This is a genomic window from Flavobacterium buctense (genome assembly GCF_014486695.1).
Classification (GTDB): domain Bacteria; phylum Bacteroidota; class Bacteroidia; order Flavobacteriales; family Flavobacteriaceae; genus Flavobacterium; species Flavobacterium buctense.
In genome coordinates, this window is the sequence record NZ_JACTAB010000002.1 from 20851 (window position 1) to 43781 (window position 22931).

The 22931-nt window shown below is 37.3% G+C and carries 22 protein-coding genes and 2 tRNA genes; 9 read left to right on the plus strand and 15 right to left on the minus strand.

The genetic code is table 11. The annotated features are described in order from the left end of the window. Nucleotides 1–2: 2 nt before the first annotated feature. On the minus strand, nt 3–617 hold the full coding sequence (locus ICG50_RS04070) for an N-acetylmuramoyl-L-alanine amidase family protein (RefSeq protein ID WP_187659645.1): 615 nt from the start codon (nt 615–617) through the stop codon (nt 3–5). Nucleotides 618–702: 85 nt separating this feature from the next. On the opposite strand from ICG50_RS04070, the gene ICG50_RS04075 reads away from it, so the two are divergent. Next, nucleotides 703–1497, plus strand: a complete 795-nt coding sequence (locus ICG50_RS04075; RefSeq protein WP_187659646.1) for a DUF2797 domain-containing protein — start codon at nt 703–705, stop codon at nt 1495–1497. 34 nt (nt 1498–1531) lie between these two features. Here ICG50_RS04075 and ICG50_RS04080 read toward each other — a convergent pair whose 3' ends face one another. Next, a complete protein-coding gene (locus ICG50_RS04080) occupies nt 1532–4153 on the minus strand; it encodes an AsmA-like C-terminal region-containing protein (RefSeq protein WP_187659647.1) in 2622 nt (873 codons plus the stop codon). 178 nt (nt 4154–4331) lie between these two features. On the opposite strand from ICG50_RS04080, the gene folK reads away from it, so the two are divergent. Continuing rightward, entirely contained in the window at nt 4332–5465 is a 1134-nt protein-coding gene (gene folK, locus ICG50_RS04085) for a 2-amino-4-hydroxy-6-hydroxymethyldihydropteridine diphosphokinase (RefSeq protein WP_187659648.1), read from the plus strand. Nucleotides 5466–5469: 4 nt separating this feature from the next. Here folK and ICG50_RS04090 read toward each other — a convergent pair whose 3' ends face one another. The 3 genes from ICG50_RS04090 to ICG50_RS04100 all read right to left on the minus strand — a co-directional run bounded on the left by ICG50_RS04090 (nt 5470) and on the right by ICG50_RS04100 (nt 8746). Further along, on the minus strand, nt 5470–7572 hold the full coding sequence (locus ICG50_RS04090; protein ID WP_187659649.1) for a T9SS type B sorting domain-containing protein: 2103 nt from the start codon (nt 7570–7572) through the stop codon (nt 5470–5472). A gap of 67 nt (nt 7573–7639) precedes the next feature. Further along, nucleotides 7640–8170 carry a TrmH family RNA methyltransferase gene (locus ICG50_RS04095; protein ID WP_187659650.1) on the minus strand — a complete coding sequence of 177 codons (531 nt, stop codon included), beginning with the start codon at nt 8168–8170 and terminating at the stop codon, nt 7640–7642. Between the two features lie 111 nt (nt 8171–8281). Beyond that, nucleotides 8282–8746 (minus strand): DUF1573 domain-containing protein, encoded by a 465-nt coding sequence (locus ICG50_RS04100; protein WP_187659651.1) that lies wholly within the window; start codon nt 8744–8746, stop codon nt 8282–8284. Nucleotides 8747–8898: 152 nt separating this feature from the next. Between ICG50_RS04100 and mutS the strand changes: the two genes are divergently transcribed. The 4 genes from mutS (at nt 8899) to ICG50_RS13180 (ending at nt 12230) form a co-directional block, all read left to right on the plus strand. Beyond that, the gene (gene mutS / locus ICG50_RS04105) at nt 8899–11505 is read left to right on the plus strand and encodes a DNA mismatch repair protein MutS (protein ID WP_187659652.1); all 2607 of its coding nucleotides are present in this window, start codon (nt 8899–8901) and stop codon (nt 11503–11505) included. Between the two features lie 142 nt (nt 11506–11647). Beyond that, nucleotides 11648–11720 (plus strand) — tRNA-Gly (locus ICG50_RS04110). 14 nt (nt 11721–11734) lie between these two features. After that, a tRNA-Leu gene (locus ICG50_RS04115) sits at nt 11735–11820 on the plus strand. 260 nt (nt 11821–12080) lie between these two features. Then, complete coding sequence (locus ICG50_RS13180) at nt 12081–12230, plus strand: hypothetical protein (RefSeq protein ID WP_343069205.1); 150 nt, start codon at nt 12081–12083, stop codon at nt 12228–12230. Nucleotides 12231–12310: 80 nt separating this feature from the next. Here ICG50_RS13180 and ICG50_RS04125 read toward each other — a convergent pair whose 3' ends face one another. The 3 genes from ICG50_RS04125 to ICG50_RS04135 form a co-directional block, all read right to left on the minus strand. Further along, nucleotides 12311–12514: a hypothetical protein gene (locus tag ICG50_RS04125; protein WP_187659654.1), complete on the minus strand. Its 204-nt coding sequence runs from the start codon at nt 12512–12514 to the stop codon at nt 12311–12313. A gap of 156 nt (nt 12515–12670) precedes the next feature. Next, entirely contained in the window at nt 12671–14815 is a 2145-nt protein-coding gene (locus tag ICG50_RS04130; RefSeq protein WP_187659655.1) for a S46 family peptidase, read from the minus strand. A gap of 36 nt (nt 14816–14851) precedes the next feature. After that, nucleotides 14852–16093, minus strand: coding sequence for a 3-deoxy-D-manno-octulosonic acid transferase (locus tag ICG50_RS04135; RefSeq protein ID WP_187659656.1), 1242 nt, complete (start codon nt 16091–16093; stop codon nt 14852–14854). 96 nt (nt 16094–16189) lie between these two features. Here ICG50_RS04135 and ICG50_RS04140 point away from each other — a divergent pair, with 96 nt between their 5' ends. From ICG50_RS04140 to ICG50_RS04150, 3 genes are all read left to right on the plus strand, one after another. Next, the gene (locus ICG50_RS04140) at nt 16190–17320 is read left to right on the plus strand and encodes a DegT/DnrJ/EryC1/StrS family aminotransferase (protein WP_187659657.1); all 1131 of its coding nucleotides are present in this window, start codon (nt 16190–16192) and stop codon (nt 17318–17320) included. Between the two features lie 86 nt (nt 17321–17406). Beyond that, the gene (gene galE / locus ICG50_RS04145) at nt 17407–18420 is read left to right on the plus strand and encodes a UDP-glucose 4-epimerase GalE (protein ID WP_187659658.1); all 1014 of its coding nucleotides are present in this window, start codon (nt 17407–17409) and stop codon (nt 18418–18420) included. A 54-nt stretch (nt 18421–18474) separates the two neighbouring features. After that, complete coding sequence (locus ICG50_RS04150) at nt 18475–19395, plus strand: DMT family transporter (protein ID WP_187659659.1); 921 nt, start codon at nt 18475–18477, stop codon at nt 19393–19395. A gap of 34 nt (nt 19396–19429) precedes the next feature. On the opposite strand, the gene ICG50_RS04155 is transcribed toward ICG50_RS04150, so the two are convergent. From ICG50_RS04155 to ICG50_RS04185, 7 genes are all read right to left on the minus strand, one after another. After that, the gene (locus tag ICG50_RS04155) at nt 19430–19687 is read right to left on the minus strand and encodes a hypothetical protein (RefSeq protein ID WP_187659660.1); all 258 of its coding nucleotides are present in this window, start codon (nt 19685–19687) and stop codon (nt 19430–19432) included. Nucleotides 19688–19692: 5 nt separating this feature from the next. Beyond that, nucleotides 19693–20373: a peptidoglycan DD-metalloendopeptidase family protein gene (locus ICG50_RS04160; protein ID WP_187659661.1), complete on the minus strand. Its 681-nt coding sequence runs from the start codon at nt 20371–20373 to the stop codon at nt 19693–19695. After that, nucleotides 20373–21245 (minus strand): ACP S-malonyltransferase, encoded by an 873-nt coding sequence (gene fabD / locus ICG50_RS04165; protein ID WP_187659662.1) that lies wholly within the window; start codon nt 21243–21245, stop codon nt 20373–20375. Before fabD ends, ICG50_RS04160 begins: the two co-directional genes overlap by 1 nt. 184 nt (nt 21246–21429) lie before the next feature. After that, the gene (locus tag ICG50_RS04170) at nt 21430–21957 is read right to left on the minus strand and encodes an NADPH-dependent FMN reductase (protein WP_187659663.1); all 528 of its coding nucleotides are present in this window, start codon (nt 21955–21957) and stop codon (nt 21430–21432) included. Continuing rightward, nucleotides 21954–22184 (minus strand): (4Fe-4S)-binding protein, encoded by a 231-nt coding sequence (locus tag ICG50_RS04175; RefSeq protein WP_187659664.1) that lies wholly within the window; start codon nt 22182–22184, stop codon nt 21954–21956. The genes ICG50_RS04170 and ICG50_RS04175 overlap by 4 nt, the downstream gene beginning before the upstream one ends. A gap of 4 nt (nt 22185–22188) precedes the next feature. After that, nucleotides 22189–22596 (minus strand): OsmC family protein, encoded by a 408-nt coding sequence (locus ICG50_RS04180; RefSeq protein WP_187659665.1) that lies wholly within the window; start codon nt 22594–22596, stop codon nt 22189–22191. A gap of 10 nt (nt 22597–22606) precedes the next feature. After that, nucleotides 22607–22891 carry a GNAT family N-acetyltransferase gene (locus ICG50_RS04185; RefSeq protein ID WP_187659666.1) on the minus strand — a complete coding sequence of 95 codons (285 nt, stop codon included), beginning with the start codon at nt 22889–22891 and terminating at the stop codon, nt 22607–22609. Between the last annotated feature and the right edge of the window lie 40 nt (nt 22892–22931).

The window sequence follows — 22931 nt, forward strand, 5'->3', positions numbered from 1 at the left end:
ATTTAGTGTTTCAAACCTATGATAAAATCTAAGATAGTTTTCGCGATTTTGGTTTGTCCATCTTCGTTGGTTAAATAGTCTTTATCACTTTTGTTTGAGATAAAACCCATTTCAACAATTACAGCCGGTACATCTGATTTTGTTAGAATCCAAAAAGGTGCTTTTTTTACACCGCGATTCTTTAAAGGAATGTTTTTAGTGAATTCTTCGCTTAGTTTAGTAGCCAATTCTTGAGATTGTAAAGCCGTAGTGGATTTCTCAGAATAAAACGTTTCAATTCCTTTTGTGGTGGTGTTTTTGTTCGAATTCGTATGAAGCGAAATAACCAAATCAGGTTTGATTTTATTAATAAAGTCGGTTTTTTCTTGTAATGTCAAATAATTGTCATCGGTTCTGGTGATATGAATTTTTATATCAGCATCGGTATTCATTGACTGAATTTTTTTAGTAACCTCGGCAACAATTGATTTTTCAAGAACATCTTCATGAGTTGCGCCTAAATCATGTCCGCCATGACCGGCATCAATTACTACGTTAATTTCTTTTTTCTCAGCAGAGATAAAAGATAGTGTTACAAATGCAAAAACCAATAAGGCAACTTTCATTAGGTTTTTCATAGAAAATAAGATTGGGTTAGACGTAAAATGATAACGCTAATATACTAACTTTATTATATTTTTATCCAAAAAACAGAACAGTAGTATGACATACGAAGGTGTATTAACCAAAATGCAAACCGAATTCTCTAATCCAATCCAGTATTATCTGGTGTTTGAGAACAGTTTTTTGAGTCTGAATCAATTGTTAGACAAATCGTTGGAAATTTCTTTTCAAGGTTATCAATGTTTGAATTGCGGTAAAAAGAAAAAGATTTTCCGCCAAGGATTTTGCTACGATTGCTTTATGAGTTCAGCTGCAGCCGGCGATTGGATTATGAAACCCGAATTGAGTACGGCGCATTTAGACATTGAAGATCGCGATTTAGAATATGAAAAGAAAGTGCAATTGCAACCGCATATTGTTTATTTGGCGTTATCGAGCGAAATCAAAGTTGGTGTAACTCGAAATACCCAAGTACCAACGCGTTGGATTGACCAAGGCGCCGTTCAAGCCATTCCAATTGTAGAAGTACCGAATCGCTATTTGGCGGGCATTACCGAAGTCGCTTTAAAAAACCATTATGCCGACAAAACCAATTGGCAAAAAATGCTCAAAAACGATGTGCCCGAAGTAGATTTAATGGCGGAAAGATTAAAACTGGAGAATTTAATTCCAACAGAAGTGCAAGAATTTTTTAATCCGAATAAAGAAGATTTATACCAATTACATTATCCGGTGCTGCAATATCCGAGTAAAGTGACTAGTTTGAGTTTAGACAAATCACCCAATTTCACCGGAAAACTAACCGGTATCAAAGGACAATATTTGATGTTTGAAGACGGAACGGTTTTTAATGTCCGAACCTTTGAAGGTTATGTGGTTAAGATAAACGTTTAAATAAAAACCCTTTCAGTTACGAAAGGGTTTCTTTTTATTTTGATGGAGTTGGCGTCGGAGTTGTTGTTTCTGTTTTTGGCGCTGTTTTTTTCTTCTTTTTCAACAAACCGTTCAGTAAGTCATTTGCTTTAGTTTTCACATCTGTTTTCACGTCGGTTTTAGTCGTATCGGTTTTGGGTTTGGTAGCATTTGAAATCACATTATTTAACGCATCTCTTCCACCCGAAACCAATTTGTCTTTTTGTTGTTTCACCAAATTATTGACTAAAGTTGTGGTCGCTTGTTTGACATCGGTAGTTACATTCGGATTTTTGAAATTCCCCGTAAGTAGGGCATTTATCGGAATCGTTTCAAATTTCTTAGCATCTGCAGGCGTCAGTTTTCCGATTAAATTATTAATATCGGTACCCAAATATTTTGCTGGAACGTCCAATTTCACTTTGTAATTCATCAATTGGTCAAAACCATGTGTTCCGCCGATTGTAGCCTTAATATCTTGGTATTTTATATCGAAAGGTTTTACGTTGACTTTTCCGTCTTTGAAGGTTAAAGCGGCTTTTAAATCATTCAGGTTTAATTTGGTCAAATCTACAAAGCCTAACTTGCTATCCAAAGCAGTCAACAACGTCGAATTGCTTGAATTTACTGTAGTCGAAAGCAATTGTCCCAATAAATCTCCAGTGATGCTTTTCAAATCAGGTGTCATTTCTTTGGCATCTAAATTTCCGGACAATTTGATTTTAGAATTCAATTTTCCGTTAATGACTCCCGCTATGGGTGCAATTTTACTCATCATGTCAAGTTGGGTAAACGTTTGTTGAATATCAACGCCGTTTAATCCTAAATCCATGTTGAATTTGGGTGTTTTTTCTTTGGTAGAAACATCACCGTTAAACGCAATTGAACCACCAAAAATATCGGTTTTGCCGTTTTCTAAAGTCGCTTTTTGATCGTTGATAATCACTTTCCCGGAAACATTTTTCAGCACCAAATTGTCATACAAAACCGTGTTGGCTTTCGCTGTTAACGAACAATTCAAAAACGCAGGTATTTTCATTGGCTCACTGGCTTTAGCGTCTTTCGCCGTTTCAGTTCCGGTAGTCATGAAATCACTTACCGCCAATTGATTTGAATTCAGATTGAAGTTGCCTTTCAGTTCTTGGTTTTTGAAGATAAAACCGTAGAAATTTTCTAAAACACCGGTTACGGCTAAATCGGTTTTGCCGGTGGTAGCATTGAATTGTTTTAAATTCACCCGACTTGGATCAAAAGAAACCAAAGCCCGACTAATTTTCATCGTTTTGCCGTTTTCATCGGTATAGTTGAACCCGGTTAAATCCATCGTTCCCGCATTTTTGATTCGGGCATAATCGCTTTTTTCTACGGATTGCATGTCGAATTCCGTTTTCACATCGGCTTTTAAAACTCCGGTCAACGGTTTGTCTAATTTCACCGGATACGCTTTGGTGGCATTGGCCAAATTAATGGTGCCTTTGAGTTCGGCATTGACCAAGGCATTTTCGGCTATGTTTTTAATATTCGCTTTCGCATTAAACACATCTTGGTCGATTTGGAAAGAGAGTTTGTCTAAATTCACATAAGTATCGTTCATCAAACCGGTTTCGTTGATGATTTTGGTATCGATGATGATATTTTGAACCGATTTCGGCAAGTTCGGATATTGGAACGAAGCATTATTGGAAGCAATATCGATATTGAATTTCGGAACAGTCGTGTCGGTTAATTTTCCTTTGGCAAAACCTTTTACGGTAAAATCGCCACTGGTTTTCACGTCTTTCAAATTACTCGAATATTGCGCCGGAATCAAGCCCAAAAAGTTTTTAAAAGATGAAGTCGGCGTTTGAAAAGTCAAATCATACACTTGTCCGTCGTCCGTCATTTGGATAAATCCGTCAAATTTCAGTGGCAATTCGTTGATTTTCGCTTCGTTTTTCTTAAACGTATATTTACTTTGGTCTAAATCAATTCCGAGAACAGCATCCAAAGAAACTGCTACGTTGTTCATGTAGTTGACTTTGTCCATATCGAGTGAAACTTTGGTGGTAGTTTTGGTTGCCAAATCCAATTTAGAAGCCGCAAAATCGCCTGTTCCTTCGTGATTGATACTGTCTAAAACCATTTTGATTTTGGACTTCTCATCGTAATATTTGAACTTAAAATTTTCTACCGAATATTCTTTTATGGTTAAGGAAAGCGGTTTGCTTTTACCATCATCAGCTTTTTTTTCTTCTTTTAAAGCGATGTCGAAATTGCCAACTCCATCTTTGTTGAAAATAATGTTGATCAATCCGTTTTTCGAATCGATGCCGTCAATTTGCATCGGTTCGTTTTCGCCGTTGAACAATTGCCCAATGGACATTTTCAGATTTAATTCTTCAAAAGTCACTAAAGTATCACCTTCAAATGGCGCTTTGTTGATGATAGAGAGTTTTTCAATATTGACACTCGCATTCGGGAAGTTTTTGAACAAGCTTAAATCGGCATCGGCGAAAGCTACTTTGGCATCGACTTTTTCATTGATAGCCGTTAAAATTTTAGCTTTGATTTGGTCTTTAAAGAAATACGGAATGGCAAAAGCGGAAACCACTAATAGCAACAAAACAATTCCGACAATTTTCAGGATTTTCTTTAACATGATGTGATAGATTTAGTTACGCATTGGCTAAACAAAAATAATGCCTTTTCGGCACAAAGCGGTTACTATTTAAAGAAGTTTTATGATTTTGGGTCAAATGAATTGTTGAGAAATTGTTATTAACAGTCGGTTGGTTTTTGCCGTTATTCTGAAATAGTTTTAGTTAATTTGTGCTTCTATGAACAAGCAGCATCAAGTCATTTTATCATTGGGCACCAACCAAGGCAACCGTCTCGAAAATATTGAGCGTTGTATCGCTGATTTGCACAAGGAAGTTGGCACCATAATCCGAGTTTCTAAACTTTATGAAACGCCTTCATGGGGTTTTGAAAGCCACTCGTTTTACAATTGTGCTTTGGTGATGAATACGAACAAATCGGCGCATCAGGTTTTGGAAGAAGTTTTGTTGCTCGAAGAAGCTTTGGGAAGAGTTCGCGAAGAGGTAGCCGGTTACCAAGCCCGAATAATAGACATTGATGTGATTGCTTTTGACGAAGAAATCATCGCCTCCGAAAAGCTGCAAGTACCACATCCTGAAATGCAGAATCGCTTGTTTGTGTTGTTGCCGATGAAGGATTTGAATCTCGATTGGCGTCATCCTATTTTGCAGAAATATTTACACGAATTGTTGGTGTTGTCCGAAGATAAAAGCAATTGTAAAGTGGTTCAAACTTTGGAAACGCCAATTGCTAATATTAAATTAGACCATTTTAATTACATTGCCATCGAAGGTAATATAGGTGCCGGAAAAACGACTTTAACCAACAAATTAGCGGAAGATTTTAATGCCAAAACTGTATTGGAACGCTTTGCGGACAATCCTTTTTTGCCAAAATTTTATGAAGATCAAAACCGGTATGCGTTTCCGTTAGAGATGTCTTTTTTGGCCGATAGGTATCAGCAAATTTCCGATGATTTGGCGCAATTCGATTTGTTCAAGGATTTTATCGTAGCGGATTACCATATTTTCAAATCATTGATTTTTGCCAAAGTAACTTTAGCCGAGGATGAGTTTCGTTTGTATAAAACAATGTTCGATATCATCTATAAAGAAATGCCGAAGCCCGATTTGTATATTTATTTGTATCAAAGTACCGATAGACTTTTAGACAATATCAAAACAAGAGGAAGAAGCTACGAACAAGAAATTCCGGCGGAATATTTAGAGAAAATCAACAATGGTTATTTAGATTACATAAAATCACAAAAGGATTTAAATATTTTAATTATTGATGTGACCAATAGAGATTTTCTGAACCATCAGGAGGACTATATTTTTATTTTAGAAGAAATAAAAAATAAAATACAGTAAGTTTTTATCTCAACATTGAGAAATGCCCTTTGATTTCCGGTAAATCTTCATCAATTTTCGCTACAAACCAATAATCAGTTGAAGGCAATAGGTAACCATTATAAGTGCCATCCCAAGCCCAATTGGTATTGTTTAAGACCGAAATTAACTTGCCAAATCTATCGAAAATCCGTACTTCAGCATTGGCGTAAAAAGTAGCTCCTTTAATCGACCAAGTGTCGTTAATGGTATCTCCGTTAGGCGTAAAAAAATCCGGAATTGAAAGAACTACAAATGGTTTTCGGTCAAAACCGCATTGGTTTCTTTCTCTTACATAAGCGATGTACATTCCGCCTTCATTCACCATAAAAACATTAGAACTTTGATAGTTGATTCCGTCTAGTGAATATTCAAAATCCCCGTTTTGTGTGGTGTTGATGGTTACTTGTAAATCTGCCGTGTCAATACTTGAAATTACAGGTTCGGGATTGTAATTTAGGGTAAAGGTTTTTGTTTTCGTACAACTTTCCGGAGCTTGTGTGGTTACTGTTACCGTATAATTTGAAAGTCCTGTTGTTGTAATAGTTTGGGTAGTTTCGCCTGTCGACCAGAGGTAATTCATACCCGGATTTTCAGCACTTAAAGTGATAACATCACTTTCACACAATTCAATTGTTTCATCTGAAAGCACTGGACCAGTAAATACATTTACCTGTATCGGTACTCTATCTGAAAGACAATTGCTAAAATTAGCTTCGGCATAAAAAGTAGTGTTTTGATTGATATTGGGTACAACAAAGTTTGTCCCCAAGAAAATAGGGTTTGTACTGGTTAGACTTTCATACCAAAACATTATTCCGGAAGAAGTAGCAACCTCAATAATCGTATATTCTTGATCGCACATATAATAGGGTGAATTATAGGTCAGAATTGGTTTTGGGGTTACCGATGCAGTTACCGGAACTCTGGAAGTATCAGGACAACTGACCGAATTCGCCGCAGCATAGTATATAGTGGTTGAAGTAATACTAGGCGTTGTAAAATTATTACCCGAAGCTATTGGCACTCCACCCGTGGGAACATCATACCAATTTACGTTTCCGGTATTAGATACTGCTTGTAGTGAAACAGTTCCGGTTCCGCATCTTACTGCTGTCGTAAAAGAAGTAATCGCCGCGATAGTTATTGTAGTGCTGGAAGAAATTTGTAGAATTGGGTCGCCAGGCATACCTCCGTATTCTACTATATAACCTTTTGGTTGATAATCGCCACCTGCTGCGCCTGTATTTGATAAATCATTCCAAGAACCTTGTATGCCAACACCAACTGCTGTAACATGTGCATAATCTTCATCGCCTGCATTATTGGGCTCTCCGGTATTCCAAAAGGCATAATTGTTTGTAAAACCGGTAAAGTTTCCATTCCAAAAGATGGTGCCATTTTCCGGTCCGGTCATCCATTTCCAAATGCCTTCGGTCTCTTGATCACTACCGCCAATCCAACCCGCTCCGGTGGTTTGTTCTCCTGCGATTTGGGCTTCTTCAGCTGATGTTATAGTGGCCAAATAACCTTGTAATCCATAATAAGTACTGGCTTGTGCAGCATCCTTTGCCGCAGACCATGTGATTCCGACATTAGGAATATACAAGTAATAATGTCCATTTGATGGAAGATAATTGGCTTGACCAACTGTTATAGAAAAATTTCTGGTTCCGGAAGGCGTTGCAGCGCTGGAAGAAAATTCGATATCTTTAATGGCTGCTACCAATTCGACGTAAGTGGGTTGCGCTGTAATCCCTTGCAAAGTTAAAGTTCCTGTTATGGCATTCCAGATTGGGTTAATATTGGGGTGACTTCCGGTAAGGAGTAATGCATCTTCTCCAAATTCATAACCTGATGAAATTTGAATGTAAATCGCATCAATACCAATGTCGTCAGGATCGGTGATTGTCATGTCGGTTACGATTTTCATAGAGGTTCCCGGACAATAAACTTGGTTTCCGGTTGCCGCTAATATAGGTGCAATATTGGTTGTTTGCCTACTGCTTAAAACTTTTTTCACACTTCCAAAAACAAATGGAGTAGTGCAGAACATTACTAATAAAAAGGCAATCAGATTCTTTTTCATGGCTATAAAAATAATCAATCACTACTCTTTTTTATTATAAAATTATCTTAAAAAGTAAAAAGTGGGCTTAAAATTTCATTTTTTGGAATAAATCCCAAACTACTATTCCGGCGCTAACCGAAATATTTAAGGAGTGTTTGGTTCCAATTTGCGGAATTTCAATCGAACCATCACAAATTTCAATGGCTTTTTGGGAGACACCATAGACTTCATTGCCAAAGACCAGAGCATATTTTTTTTCCTTATCCACAATAAAATCTTGTAAAAAAACTGCTTTTTCTACTTGTTCAACGGCAAAAACTTTCAAGTCGTCTTTTTTTAAATTTTTGATTACGTCTGTCACTTCTTTTTGGTATTCCCATGTGACTGTTTCGGTTGCACCTAAAGCCGTTTTGTGTATTTCTTTATTTGGCGGAACAGCGGTAATCCCACACAAAAATATTTTTTCAATCAAAAAAGCATCTGCCGTTCTAAAAACAGAACCGATGTTGTGCAAACTTCTGATGTCATCAAGAATAATTATTATGGGTGTTTTTTCTGCTTCTTTAAAGTCGGCTACAGATTTTCTTTCTAATTCTTTATTCTCGAGCTTTCGCATTGCTTTATTTTTTATTTTATAAAATTCGACCTTCGATCGTATATCGCAAAGATATTCAAAAAAAAAGTCCCGATTAAAATCAGGACTTTTCGAATTTATAATTAAGTGTAATTAACTTTTTATAGGCTCAACTTTAGTTTCAGCAGGCAAAACATTTCCTTTAATAGTCAAAACTTTAGTTTCTTGACCTACTGCATTTGATTTAACAGTAACAGTTTTAGTAAAAGGTTGTCCGGCTCTTGAAGTATCATATTTTACACCGATAACACCTCTTTCTCCCGGTTGGATTGGTTTTTCCGGTTTAGATGGAACTGTACATCCACAAGATCCTTGAGTGCTTTCGATGATTAGTGGTTTTGTTCCGTTGTTAACGAATACAAATTCTCTTTTACCGTCAGAGTTCGCTGGAATGGTTCCGTAATCTAAAGTTTCGTTTTCAAAAAGCATTCCCGGGCCGTCCACTTTTGGAGCCTCCACTTTTGCAGCTGTTTTAGTAGCTACTTTTTTTGCAGTTTGAGCATTAGACGTTGTTACACCAAAAGCAACTAAGGCAGCAAGTAAAATTATTTTTTTCATGGTATTATGTTTTTAAGTTTCTGAAGCAAATCTATTCAAAATATAAAACCGAGACTTTTTTTTTGCCTTAATATTAAATTAATTTTTTTTGCATCAGCTATTCGACCTAAAATATTTAAATTCGCTATCTTATAAATTTAATTCGAAATCCATTGTCAGCCAAAGAGAACAAAGCCAAGGAAACGCCTTTAATGAAGCAATACAACGAGATCAAAAGAAAGTATCCCGATGCGTGTTTGTTGTTTAGAGTCGGCGATTTTTATGAGACCTTTGGGGAAGATGCGATTCGGGCGTCAAAAATATTAGGGATTGTTTTAACCAAACGCGGTGCCGGTTCTGAAACAGAAACCGCTTTGGCCGGATTTCCGCACCATTCTTTAAATACATATTTACCCAAATTGGTTAAAGCCGGACTTAGGGTTGCAATTTGTGACCAATTGGAAGATCCAAAAATGACCAAAACCATTGTGAAACGTGGGGTAACCGAATTGGTAACGCCGGGTGTTTCTATGAATGATGAGGTTTTAAATTCAAGGGCTAATAACTTTTTAGCTTCAATTTATTTTGGGAAGAAACAATTAGGCGTGGCTTTTTTAGACGTTTCTACGGGCGAATTTCTAACGGCTCAAGGCAATGAAGAATACATTGACAAGTTGTTGCAAAACTTCAGTCCGAGTGAAATTTTAATCCAAAAAAATAACAAAGGACAATTCAAAGAAGCCTTTGGCGAAGATTTTAATGTATTTTATCTCGAAGATTGGGTTTATAAAGAAGACTACGCGGTAGAAACTTTGAGGAATCATTTCCAAACCAATTCCTTAAAAGGTTTTGGCGTAGAGGAATTACCCGATGGCATTATAGCATCCGGTGCGATTCTTTATTATTTATCCGAAACGCAACACAACAGGGTTCAACATATCACTAATATCCAACGCATAGCCGAAGACGCTTATGTTTGGATGGATCGATTTACGATTCGGAATTTAGAATTGTACCACAGTCATTCCCAAAATGCCGTAACGCTTTTAGATGTAATCGACAGAACGCTTTCGCCAATGGGTTCAAGGTTGCTAAAACGTTGGTTGGCTTTGCCTTTGAAGAATATTGATAAAATCAGAAGCCGTCATGAAGTGGTCACTTATTTAAAAGAAAATCAAGAAATCCTTCAAAAAATTCAATACCAAATCAAGCAAATTTCTGATTTAGAGCGTTTGATTTCGAAAGTAGCCACCGGAAAAATTTCGCCCCGCGAGGTGATTTATCTGAAAGAATCTCTCGATGCAATTATACCAATAAAGACACTTGCGTTAGAAAGCAAGCAAGAAGCCGTTCGGGTCATTGGCGATAATTTGCATGCTTGTGATTTGCTTCGAGAAAAAATAAAAGCCACATTGAATCAAGATTCGCCGGTTTCGATTGCCAAAGGAAACGCGATTGCAACAGGAATTCATCCCGAATTGGATGAGTTAAGAAATATTTCGTTTTCCGGAAAAGAATATCTGGAAGGCATTGAAGCCCGAGAATCTGAAAGAACCGGAATCACTTCGCTTAAAATATCTTTCAACAATGTTTTTGGTTATTATATTGAAGTTCGAAACACGCACAAAGACAAAGTTCCTGCAGAATGGATTAGAAAGCAAACGTTAGTCAATGCTGAAAGATATATCACCGAAGAGCTTAAAGAATACGAAACCAAAATTCTCGGCGCCGAAGAAAAGATCCACCAAATAGAGAGCCATTTGTTTGAACAATTGGTGATTTGGATTGGTACTTATATCAAACAAGTACAGTTGAATGCTAATTTGGTAGCCCAATTAGATTGCTTGACTTCATTTGCGCAATTGGCGATAGAAAACGATTATGTGTGTCCGGTTTTGGATGATACTTTTGAATTGGAAATCACGAACGGTCGTCATCCCGTGATTGAAAAGCAATTGCCGGTTGGTGTGCCTTATGTGGCTAATGATGTCTTCTTAGACAGAGAAACCCAACAATTAATTATGATTACCGGACCAAACATGTCGGGTAAGTCGGCGATTTTAAGACAAACCGCTTTGATTGTCTTGTTGGCCCAAATGGGAAGCTTTGTTCCGGCAGAGAAAGTGAGAATGGGTGTAATCGATAAAATTTTTACTCGAGTTGGCGCCAGCGATAACATTTCGATGGGTGAATCGACTTTTATGGTCGAGATGAATGAAACGGCTTCCATTTTGAACAATATTTCGGATAGAAGTTTGGTGCTTTTAGATGAAATCGGTCGCGGAACCAGTACTTATGACGGAATCTCCATCGCTTGGGCTATTGCAGAATTTTTGCATGAAAATCCGGCAAGACCAAAAACACTATTCGCGACACATTATCATGAGTTGAATGAAATGAGTGAATTATTGCCGAGAATCCAGAATTATAATGTTTCGGTGAAAGAATTGAAAGACAATGTCCTTTTCATCAGAAAATTGGTAAAAGGCGGAAGTGCTCACAGTTTCGGAATTCACGTAGCCAAAATGGCCGGAATGCCGCAAATGGTGATTCAAAAAGCGCAAAAGCTGTTGAAGAAACTAGAGAAAAACCATTCAAGCGATGCGCTCAACACCATAAAATCGGCTAAGGATGAAATGCAGCTCAATATTTTCAGTATGGATGATCCTTTGCTGGAAGAAATAAGAGAAGATATTCTGAATTTAGACATCAATACATTAACACCGGTGGAAGCATTAATGAAGCTAAATGAGTTGAAAAGAATGCTTTTAAAAAAATAAGGCTCATCAGTTGATTTTGCTAATCAGGGAATTAGATTTTCAAAAAGTTTTTTTCTAAAAAAGGTTTGTATAATTCAATTTTAGTATTACATTTGCATCCGCAATACGGAACAAGTATTGTCGTTCTTACAAAATTTGAAATGCGAAAATAGCTCAGTTGGTAGAGCGCGACCTTGCCAAGGTCGAGGTCGCGGGTTCGAGCCCCGTTTTTCGCTCAACTACTTATAATGCTCGAGTGGTGAAATTGGTAGACACGCTGGACTTAAAATCCAGTGAACAGCAATGTTCGTGCGGGTTCAAGTCCCGCCTTGAGTACAAAGCCTCTAACGTAATGTTAGAGGCTTTTTTATTTTAATTACTTTTAAATCCGTATGGGAACTTTTGTTATCACTAAAAGATTAAATGACTTTTATAAATTTGAATTTGTCTCCAGAAAAGGGAAGACAATATTTACAAGTGCCCATTACGAAATTCGATTTGAATGCGAAGAAGCTATTGAGGGTTTTAAAGTTTCTATAGATTCGCATCACTTCCTAAGGTTTAAAACGGCTAAAGGGAAATCTTTTTTTAAGCTAATGAAGGATCAGAAAGTTTTTGCCATCAGCAGAAAGTATTCCACTGAATTGATGATGCAAAAGGGAATTGATGAAATTAGTAAGTATGCTTCAAAAGCAGAGATATTGGATTTCTCATCAGGAGATTCCATTTTTTCAGCGGTAGAGTGAGAAACATGATATTATTTAGACTTTTATAAAAAAAAGAAAGCCACGCATTGCGTGGCTTAATTTCTTACTGTAATTTAGAATTACTTAGCAGCTGGAGCTTCAGTAGCAGCAGCAGTAGTGTCAGCAGCAGCAGCAGTAGTGTCAGCAGCAACAGCAGTAGTGTCAGCAGCTGGCTCAGCAACAACAGTTGTGTCAGCAGCTGGCTCAGCAGCAGCATCAGCTTGTTTACAAGATACTACAGTTAATGCAGCAACAACAGCTAAACTTAAAAATACTTTTTTCATCTTACTTAATTATAAAAGGTTAATTATTAATTCGGAGCAAAGATATAAATTTTTTTATTTGGAAAAACTTTTATTTAACTTTTTTTAAAAACCTCTATTTTGCTTCGATTTTCATTTTACAATAATCGTGCCAAAACTTAAGAGTTGCTTAATGTTTTATTTTTTCTTTGATGCAACAATCTTCATTTCTTTGATTAGATTCTCAGCGCCGGCAAATTTATCTACTATAAATAACACATAACGTATGTCAACCATAATGTTTCGGCATATTTCAGGAGAATAATAAATATCACTCATGGTTCCTTCCCATACTCGGTCAAAATTTAAACCAATTAAATTTCCGTTAGCATCAAGTGCCGGGCTACCCGAGTTTCCTCCTGTGGTGTGATTAGTAGCAATGAAAGCCACCGGCATTTTGCCGTTTACCCCATAATTTCCATAGTCTTTAGTATTGTATAGATCAATCAGTTTTTGAGGAACATCAAATTCATAATCACCCGGAATGTATTTTTCAATAACGCCATCTAAATAGGTAAACGGTTCGTAAATTACTCCATCATTAGGTTTGTAACCTTTAATCTTACCATAGGTTACGCGGAAAGTACTGTTAGCATCCGGAAAAATTCGGTCTGATTTTTTACTCAATTCTAAGATGGCTTTCATGTACGTTCTTTGTGTAGCGCTAATTCTTAAATTGATTTCATCATATTTCGGTGCTACATTTTTCAAGTAACCATCCGCCATGGTTTTAATCACTTGGAATCCTTTGTCTTTATTCAAATTTTCCAAAACGGTTTTGCTGTCACCGGTTAATAATACTTTTATTTTGTCGTAACTAACCAATTGTGATTGGGTAAAAACTTCAGAAGTCAAACTCGAGGCATTTACATTTACAAAAGTACTAGGCAGAAACTGTTTCGGATAAGTAGTAGCATAAATTCCAATCAATTTTTCGAATACTTTTTCATCTACCTTTGCATTAAAGTCTTTGTAAAAATCCCCTAGACCATTGATTAAATTGTTTCTTCTGTCGTTAAAAGATTGTTCTCCTTTGGTGTTATAAATTTGCTCTAATTGGTATAATTTGTAACCTAAATTTAGTATTTCGGTATTGCGCAAAGCTACTTCGGTAAATACATCTCTTGCCAAAGCATAATCTTTTATTTCGGAATAATTTTTTTCAAAATCAGCCAATAGATTTCCATATTCTGTTTGTTTTCCGGCCGAGATAACTTTTTGTTGGAAGTTGGCTTCAAATTCTTTTTTGATACCCACAGCATTTGATTTTTTCAACCCTTTGGTTTCACCCATCCATTTTTTCCAAGAATTGGCAATACTGGCGTTTTTAGAGGCGTATTGAATTTTAATAGCATTGTCTTTTCGCATGAATTCATTTTGCACTTTCAGGGCGGCATCGCGAATATCCACTTTAGCCGGATTCAAAGTAGTTACGATTTGCTCAACAGCAACTGCGGGTAAATATTCCTGAGTTCTTCCCGGATAACCCATTACCATGGTAAAGTCGTTTTCCTTTATACCTTTTATAGAAATAGGGAAGAAATATTTGGGTTTGTAAGGCACATTCTCGGTAGAGTAAGCTGCCGGACGGTTGTTTTTATCGGCATAAATTCGGAACAAGGAAAAATCGCCGGTGTGTCTTGGCCAAACCCAGTTGTCCGTATCGGAACCGAATTTTCCAATCGAACTTGGCGGTGCGCCGACCAAACGAACATCGCGGAAAGTTTCGGTTACAAATAAAATATATTGATTCCCATCATAAAATGTTCTAATACTGTTTTCTTGCCAAGATTCTTTAGGCAAAGTTTTGCTTAATTCAGCGATGTTATCCTTTATTTTTTTTTGTTTATCCGCTTCAGAAGTCAAATTAGTTGCCCCGAATAGTACTTTGTCAGTAACATCTTCAATGCGAATGATAAAGGTTACAAATAAGTCTTTGTTGGGTAATTCGTCTTCCATTTTGTAAGCCCAAAAACCATTGGTCAAGTAATCGTGTTCAATGGTAGAGTGACTTTGAATGTTGTCATAACCACAGTGGTGATTGGTTAAAATCAACCCTTTGTCTGAAATGACTTCCGCAGTACAACCACCGTCAAAATGGGGCACAGCATCTTTCAAACTGGATTTGTTAATGGAATAAATATCATCGGCACTGATTTTCATGCCTAAATTTTTCATTTCGGTTTCGTTCATTCCTTTTAATAAAGAAGGAATCCACATGCCGCCTTGTTGGGCTTGAGTTTGAACAAAAACAAATAAGAGGAGAAGTCTTAAAAATTTCATGAGCTTGTTTTGTTTGTTAAGTTTATTTGTTTGTTTTTAGTTTGAGTTGTTACAAATGTGTCTCAAAATAACATCGGTCGCACCAATGTTCATTTGGACAAATGTTTCGCAAATATGTCCTTTTTCGTGACGAATATCTTCGTTTGAAATTAAATTATCAAAAGCATCATTGAGATCGCTTTGGTTTGAAATAGAAATGCAACCTTCCATGTTAACCAACGCCGTAGCTTCTGCAAAGTGCGAATAATTAGGGCCAACCACAATCGGAATCCCAAAAGTTGCCGGCTCTAAAATATTGTGCACGCCCGGATTTCCAAAGCCGCCGCCTACATAAGCAATATCAGCATAACTGTAAATTTTGGTCAAAATACCGATGGTGTCAATGATAAAAACTTGAAATTCGGTCAAATTTCGGTTTTCCTTTTCTGAAAATAAAACGGTTGATTTTGTGATTTGAGATTGAAGATTTGAAATTTGTTCCGCTTTAATATTGTGTGGCGCAATGATGAATTTCACATTGGCATCGGCTTGATTGATAAAGTTTACCAATAGAGTTTCATCTTTTGGCCAAGAACTCCCAATAACGATGGTCGTAGTGTTGTTTTTAAATTGCTGGATAAAATCCAAAGAGTTGTCTCTCTCTAAAATGGAAACTACTCTGTCAAATCTTGTATCGCCTGAAATTTTTACATTTTGGTAGCCCAAAGATTGGAGCAATATTTTAGAGCTTTCATTTTGAACAAAAAAGTACTCAAAGGTTTTCAGGGCATTGCGATAAAAGTCGCCATACCATTTAAAGAATGCTTGCTTTTCTCTGAAAATTCCCGAAATCAAATAGGTTTCAATATCGCCTTTTTTCAATTCATTTAAATAATTCGGCCAATATTCATATTTGATAAAAAACACCAAGTCGGGATGAACCCATTTCAGAAATTCTTGCGCATTGCTTTTCGTGTCCAAAGGCAAATAAACCGTCACATCAGCAATCGCATTGTTTTTTCGAACTTCATAACCCGAAGGGGAAAAAAAGGTGAGTACAATTTTATGTTTTGGAAATTCCTGTTTGATGCGCTCCATCACCGGCAAACCTTGCTCATATTCGCCTAAAGAAGCGGCATGAAACCAAATGGTTTGGTCTTCGGGATTTATTTTAGCTGCTAAAGTTTCAAAAACGGTCTTTCTGCCGCTGACAAACAGCTTTATTTTGGGACTGAAAAGCGCCAATACTTTCACAAGTTGTGAAGCCAAAACCAGTAAAATATTGTATAAAAAAAACATCCCAAAAATTTTGATGCGCTAAAATACGTTTCTTTTGCGGAACATGGAATTCTACTTCAGAATTTCTTACTTTTGCTACTCATAATTTTTTAGAACATGAGAAAAATTCAGATGGTTGACTTAAAAAGTCAATACGAAAAAATAAAAGACACCGTAAACGCTTCGATTCAGGAGGTTTTAGATACCACAACCTACATCAACGGACCATTGGTTCACGAATTTCAGAAAAATCTTGAAGAATATTTAGACGTGAAACACGTGATTCCTTGTGCCAACGGAACCGATGCTTTGCAAATTGCGATGATGGGTTTGGATTTAAAACCCGGCGATGAGGTAATTACAGCCGATTTCACCTTTGCTGCAACAGTTGAAGTGATTGCTTTATTGCAATTAACTCCGGTTTTGGTGGATGTGGATATCGTGAATATGAATATTTCTATCGAGGCAATTAAGAAAGCGATTACGCCTAAAACCAAAGCGATTGTGCCCGTACATTTGTTTGGTCGCGCTGCGAATATGGAAGCGATTATGGCCATTGCCAAAGAACACAATTTATACGTAATTGAAGACAATGCCCAAGCGATTGGTGCCAATTGTAAATTCTCTGACGGAACCAAAAAGAAAGCGGGAACGATTGGTCACGTATCTTCCACGTCATTTTTCCCTTCTAAAAACTTAGGTTGTTACGGTGATGGTGGTGCGATTTTTACCAACGACGATGCTTTGGCACACAAAATTCGCGGAATCGTAAATCACGGCATGTATGTGCGTTATCACCATGATGTAGTAGGCGTAAATTCTCGTTTGGATAGTATTCAAGCCGGTGTTTTAAATGCCAAATTACCTTTGTTAGATGCTTACGGAAAAGCGCGTCAGGATGCGGCTCGTAAATATTCGACAGCCTTTGAAGGCCACAAAAATATTATTGCTCCGAGTATTTGTGATATTTGCGACTGTCATGTGTTCCACCAATATACATTAAGAATTATTGATGCCGATAGAAACGGTTTGATGGAACATTTATTGGCGAAAGGGATTCCGTGTGCGATTTATTATCCGATTCCGTTGCATTCTCAAAAAGCTTATGCCGACAGTCGTTATAAAGAGGAAGATTTTCCGATTACCAACCAATTGGTGAAGGAAGTAATTTCATTGCCAATGCATACCGAATTAGACGACGAGCAAATCAAATTTATCACAGACAGCGTTTTAGAGTTCTTAAAATAAAGAGAAAAGAGTATAGAATTTAGAAAATAGACTTTTTAAACGTCAACTGTCTTTTTCTATTCTCTTTTTTCTATTTTCTTAAATATATGAAAGTACTAGTAACAGGTGGTTTAGGTTTTATAGGTTCACATACAGTGGTTGAATTGCAAAACCAAGGTTTTGAAGTAGTAGCCATTGATAATTTATCAAATTCTTCCCTTTCGGTTTTAGACGGAATTGAAAAGATTACCGGAAAGAAACCGGTTTTTGAAAATATTGATTTAAGGGAAAAAGCTGCCGTTCAAAACTTCTTCAAAAAGCACCATGACCTAGTTGGTGTAATTCATTTTGCAGCCTCAAAAGCGGTCGGGGAAAGTGTTGAAAATCCTTTATTGTACTATGAAAACAATATCAATACTTTGGTTTATGTATTGCAGGAACTAACGTCATTGCCTCAGGCTAACTTTATTTTCAGTTCTTCTTGTACGGTTTACGGTCAAGCAGAAGTAATGCCAATTACCGAAAATGCTTCTATCCAACCGGCTATGTCTCCTTACGGAAACACCAAGCAAATTGGAGAAGAAATTATCAATGATGTTGTCAAAGTAACTAATTTAAATGCCATTTCATTGCGCTATTTTAATCCAATCGGTGCTCATCCAAGTGCTGAAATTGGTGAATTACCTTTAGGTGTGCCGCAAAATTTAGTGCCATTTATTACTCAAACGGCAATGGGTTTGCGTCAGGAATTATCGGTTTTTGGCAATGATTATCCAACGGTTGACGGCACTTGTATTCGCGATTATATTCATGTGGTTGATTTGGCTAAAGCACATGTTGTGGCTTTACAACGTTTGTTAGACCAACAAAATTTGGAGAAAGTCGAAACCTTCAATTTAGGTACCGGAACCGGAAGTTCCGTTTTGCAAGTAATTCAGGCATTCGAAAAAGTATCCGGACAAAAATTGCCTTATAAAATTGTAGCTCGAAGAGAAGGCGATGTGATTCAGGCATACGCCAATACCGATAAGGCCAGAGAAGTTTTAGGTTGGAGTACAGAGTTGTCCTTGGATGACGCCTTAGTTTCAGCCTGGAAATGGGAGCAAAAAGTTAGAAGTTAGCTCCAATTTATAAAATCAAAAAATTGCTTTTCGGCAATTACAATTAAACGCTACATGAGTGACAAACCCGATTTTAAATTACTTTTTTGCTTATTCATTGTAGCCGTTGTTTGGGGAACTACTTATTTGGGTATTCGTGTGGCCGTTGAAACCATGGAGCCTTGGTACATAACTTCCACCCGTCAAGGTTTAGCCGCTTTGATTGTTTTGGGTATTTTATTGTATAAAAAACAATTGACTTGGATTGGTTGGGAAAACTTCAAACTCCAATTTATACCGGCGATTTTGATGATTGTTTTGGCCAATGGTTTTACAACTATTGCCGAGCAAAGTGTGCCTAGCGGCCTAACTTCAATATTAAGTGCTTTGTCACCTTTAGTGGTTTTTTTAGGCGGAACGATGATTGGGCAACAAAAGCTAACACTGAAGGGTTTTCTTGGCGTAATTGTTGGCTTTCTTGGTGTGGTTTTTATTTTTAAAGACGGTTTGGGCGATATTTTAGATCCCAATTATAAAACCGGAATCTTATATTTGAGTATCGCTATTTTATCTTGGTCTGCCGGAACGATTTACACCAAAATGCATACCCATAAGTCGAACAACATTGCGTTGAATTTGTTTTACCAGTTTTCCATAGCAGCGATAATTCAATTGGTTTTGGCACTAATCTTAAATCCTGATGTCGATTTCAATGCATGGAGTACCAGAAGTATTTTGGCCACTTTATACCTTTCCATTTTTGGTTCGGTCATTGCTTTTTTTGCTTACCATTATGCTTTGAAAAGAGTAACCGCTACTCAAATTACAGTCTTGAATTATATCAATACGATTATCGCGGTTTTTTTAGGTTGGCTACTTTTGGATGAAAAAATCACCTTCGACTTTGTCATTGCAACAGTCTTAATTATTTTGGGCGTATTCATCACTAATTACAAGCGGACCCGAGGCAAAGCCGAACAGAGTGAAGCTAAATAAAAAATCCCCACTTTTGATGAGGATTTAGGTATTGTTATTTAGCCGATTCTTTTAATTTTTTGGCAGCTTCTTCTAATTTGGCAGCACTTTTAATTTTGGCACTGTCAATCTCGGCTTTGGTTTTTTCTTTGATGGAATCCAATCTCCTTTCTGCTTTGATTTTGGCCGAATCTATCTTTTCTTTTACTTCTTCAGTTACAGCGTCTTGAGCAGCATCGAGTTTTTCTTTGGTTTCGTCTTTGCAAGAAGCTAATAAAGCGACAAGGGCAAACGACACAATTAATTTCTTCATGATATTTAGGATTTAATTTTTAATAATAAATTTGGGTCAGGGCAATTCTGCAAATAAAATGGCAAGGTTTTCGAACTGCAAACTCCCGGATAATCACCTTTTTTATTTTCCATATCGATGATGATTTGAAAATGCAAATGCGGTGCATAATCGCCATTAATCGGAGGTAAGCCTAAGGTAGCAATTTGTTCGCCTTTCTCAACAAAATCACCTTCTTTTTTGCCAATTAAACTGTCCAAACTCAAATGACCATATAATGTATGAAAGGTAAAGTCTTCGATTTTATGTTCTAAAATAATTGTCGGACCGTAATCACCAAGAGCATCATTGTTTTGAAGACTGTGAATTTTACCTTCCAAAGCAGCATAAATGGGCGCAGAATCATTAATCCATAAATCTAAGCCAATGTGAATGTTGCGTTCATCAGTATTGTCATTTTTAAAAACCGTACTTCTTTGGTACAAATTGCGGTGTTCGATGTAACCGCCGAAAGCGATTTTGGCTTTATTTCGATTTAAATAATCCTGAATGTATTCCTCGTAATCTTTAGCGGTAGCCAATTTTTGAGTAACCAAAATTTCATTGGTCACCGACAAATCCAACGCCACATAATCCGCATAAGAAATATCATTTGAAATGACTTTAGCCGATTCGGTTTGGCGTAAGATTTCAAGTAAGTTTTTCATTAAGCCGAAATCGTTTCTACTTCTCTGTCTATTTTATTTACTAAGCCAACCAAAACTTTTCCCGGCCCAACTTCCGTAAAACTCGTCGCGCCGTCTTTAATCATTTGTTGTACCGATTGCGTCCATCTTACCGGAGCGGTCAATTGGATGATTAGATTTTTCTTGATTTCATTAGCGTCAGATACTGCGCTAGCCGTAACGTTTTGATACACTGGACAACTCGGTGTGTTAAAAGTCGTTGCTTCAATGGCGGCTGCCAATTCTTCACGAGCCGGTTCCATCATAGGTGAATGGAATGCACCACCAACAGGCAACAATAAAGCTCTTTTTGCTCCGGCGTCTTTCATCGCTTCACAAGCTTTTTCCACTGCAGAGAATTCGCCTGAAATGACCAATTGTCCGGGACAGTTGTAATTTGCCGCAACCACAACGCCGTCAATCGAAGCACAAACATCTTCTACGATTTTGTCTTCTAAACCTAAAACGGCTGCCATGGTTGAAGGTTTAATTTCACAAGCTTTTTGCATGGCAATCGCTCTTTGGGAAACCAATTTCAAACCGTCTTCAAAAGACAAAGTGCCATTAGCTACCAAAGCAGAAAATTCACCAAGAGAATGACCGGCAACCATATCAGGATGGAAATTATCTAAAGTTTTGGCCAAAATCACCGAGTGTAAAAACACCGCCGGTTGGGTTACTTTGGTTTCTTTTAATGCTTCCGCGGTGCCTTCAAACATGATGTCGGTGATGCGGAAACCTAGAATGTCGTTGGCTTTTTCAAATAGCGCTTTGGCTACTGCCGAATTTTCATATAAGTCTTTGCCCATTCCGGTGAATTGAGCGCCTTGACCGGGAAATACGTATGCTTTCATTTGGTTTAGTTTCTTGTTTTGAATAGCAAAAATAGTAATTTTTTGGGAGCGGAAAGGTTCGGGTTATATTTGTCCCGAAGTTTCGGGACCATTTTCCCGCTTTCCATTACAATCTCTTCGAGGATTTTTCCCGAAACTTCGGGACAATCGGGGCTAAAAGGCTACTATTCGCTTTTTTGCAATCTTATAGTGCAATAGAGTCAATAATCTCCAACAATTGCTTTTTCAGTTCGGGATTGATAATGCCGTTTACAGCATCAAAATTGTCAAAGAATGTAGGCAAGGAAAAACTGCCTTTTACAACCGCGCCTTGAAAAGGAAATCGTTTTGTGGCAATGTCTAAAACACTTCCGCCGCCACGAGCTCCGGGAGAAGTAGCCAATAACAACATCGGTTTTTGTTGAAAGGTTTTAGCATCGATTCGCGAAGCCCAATCTAAAGTGTTTTTGAAGGCTGAAGAGTAAGCGCCATTGTGTTCGGCCAAAGAAAGTACGATAAAATCAGCGCTGCCTATTTTGGCATAAAAATCTTGTGCCAAAGGAGGAATACCGTTGTCTTTTTCACAGTCAACGGAAAACACCGGCATGTCATAATCGTTTAAATCCAAAACTTCAATGTCAACATTTTGAAACAAACTCGCAGCATAAACAGCCAATTGCTTATTGATGGAATTTTTGCTCGACGAACCGCCAAAAGCTATGATTTTCTTCATTTTTCGTTGTTTAAATAGTAAGTCAATGCGCCCGACGGACACTTTTTGACCGTCTCAATTATCTTCTCTGTGGTGGAACCTTCAAGCGTAATCCACGGCTTTTCTTTAGGTTTGAAAACATTGGGATTGTTGCGGACGCAATTGGCAGAATGCGTACATTTTCCCGATTGCCACACTATAGTCACTTCGCCATTAGTGTATTCTTTAGTTAGGTCTTTTGGATCCATAATTTTATATTTTGGTGTTAATTTGTATCTGGTTTTTTAGGATTTTTGACACCGGACATTTTTCAGCAATGAGTAACAAACGTTCTTTTATTTCGGGTGAAACCTCATTAGAAAAAGAAATATCGCGAGTAATGGTTGTGGTCAATTCCCCATTACTTTCTTGGGCTAAATTCAGTGAAATATTGATTTCAGGAATATCCCAACCTTTACGGTCAATATACATTCTCAATGTTGATAAAGTACAACCGGCTAAAGAGGCTAAGAAGGTTGAAAAAGGGTCAGGCCCAATATTCTGTCCGCCTACATTTTCCGGTTCATCCATCAATAAAGTGCCGTTACGCCAAGAAATGGTACACAAGTATTTTTGCGTGCCAATAGTTCCTTCTACGTTATTTTCTAAAAGATTCGCCATGATTGTTGTGTTATAAAACGTCTCTAAATTCGGGAACTTTGTCAAAAACACTTTTGGCAAACGGACAAAGCGGAATTATTTTGATGCCGTTTTCACGAGCGTATTCTACGGCTTTGGTTACCATTTTTTTGCCAAAACCTTTGCCTTCATTACCTGGTCTTACTTCGGTGTGGTCGATAATGATTTGTTTTTCACCTGCAAAAACAAAGGTCATCATCGCTTCGTGTTTACCGTCGACATCAATGTAAAAAAAGCCTTTATTCCCATCGATTTTAAGTTGTACTTCGTTGTTCATAGTTTGTATTTTGTTTTTTGTCATTTCGACAAAGGAGAAA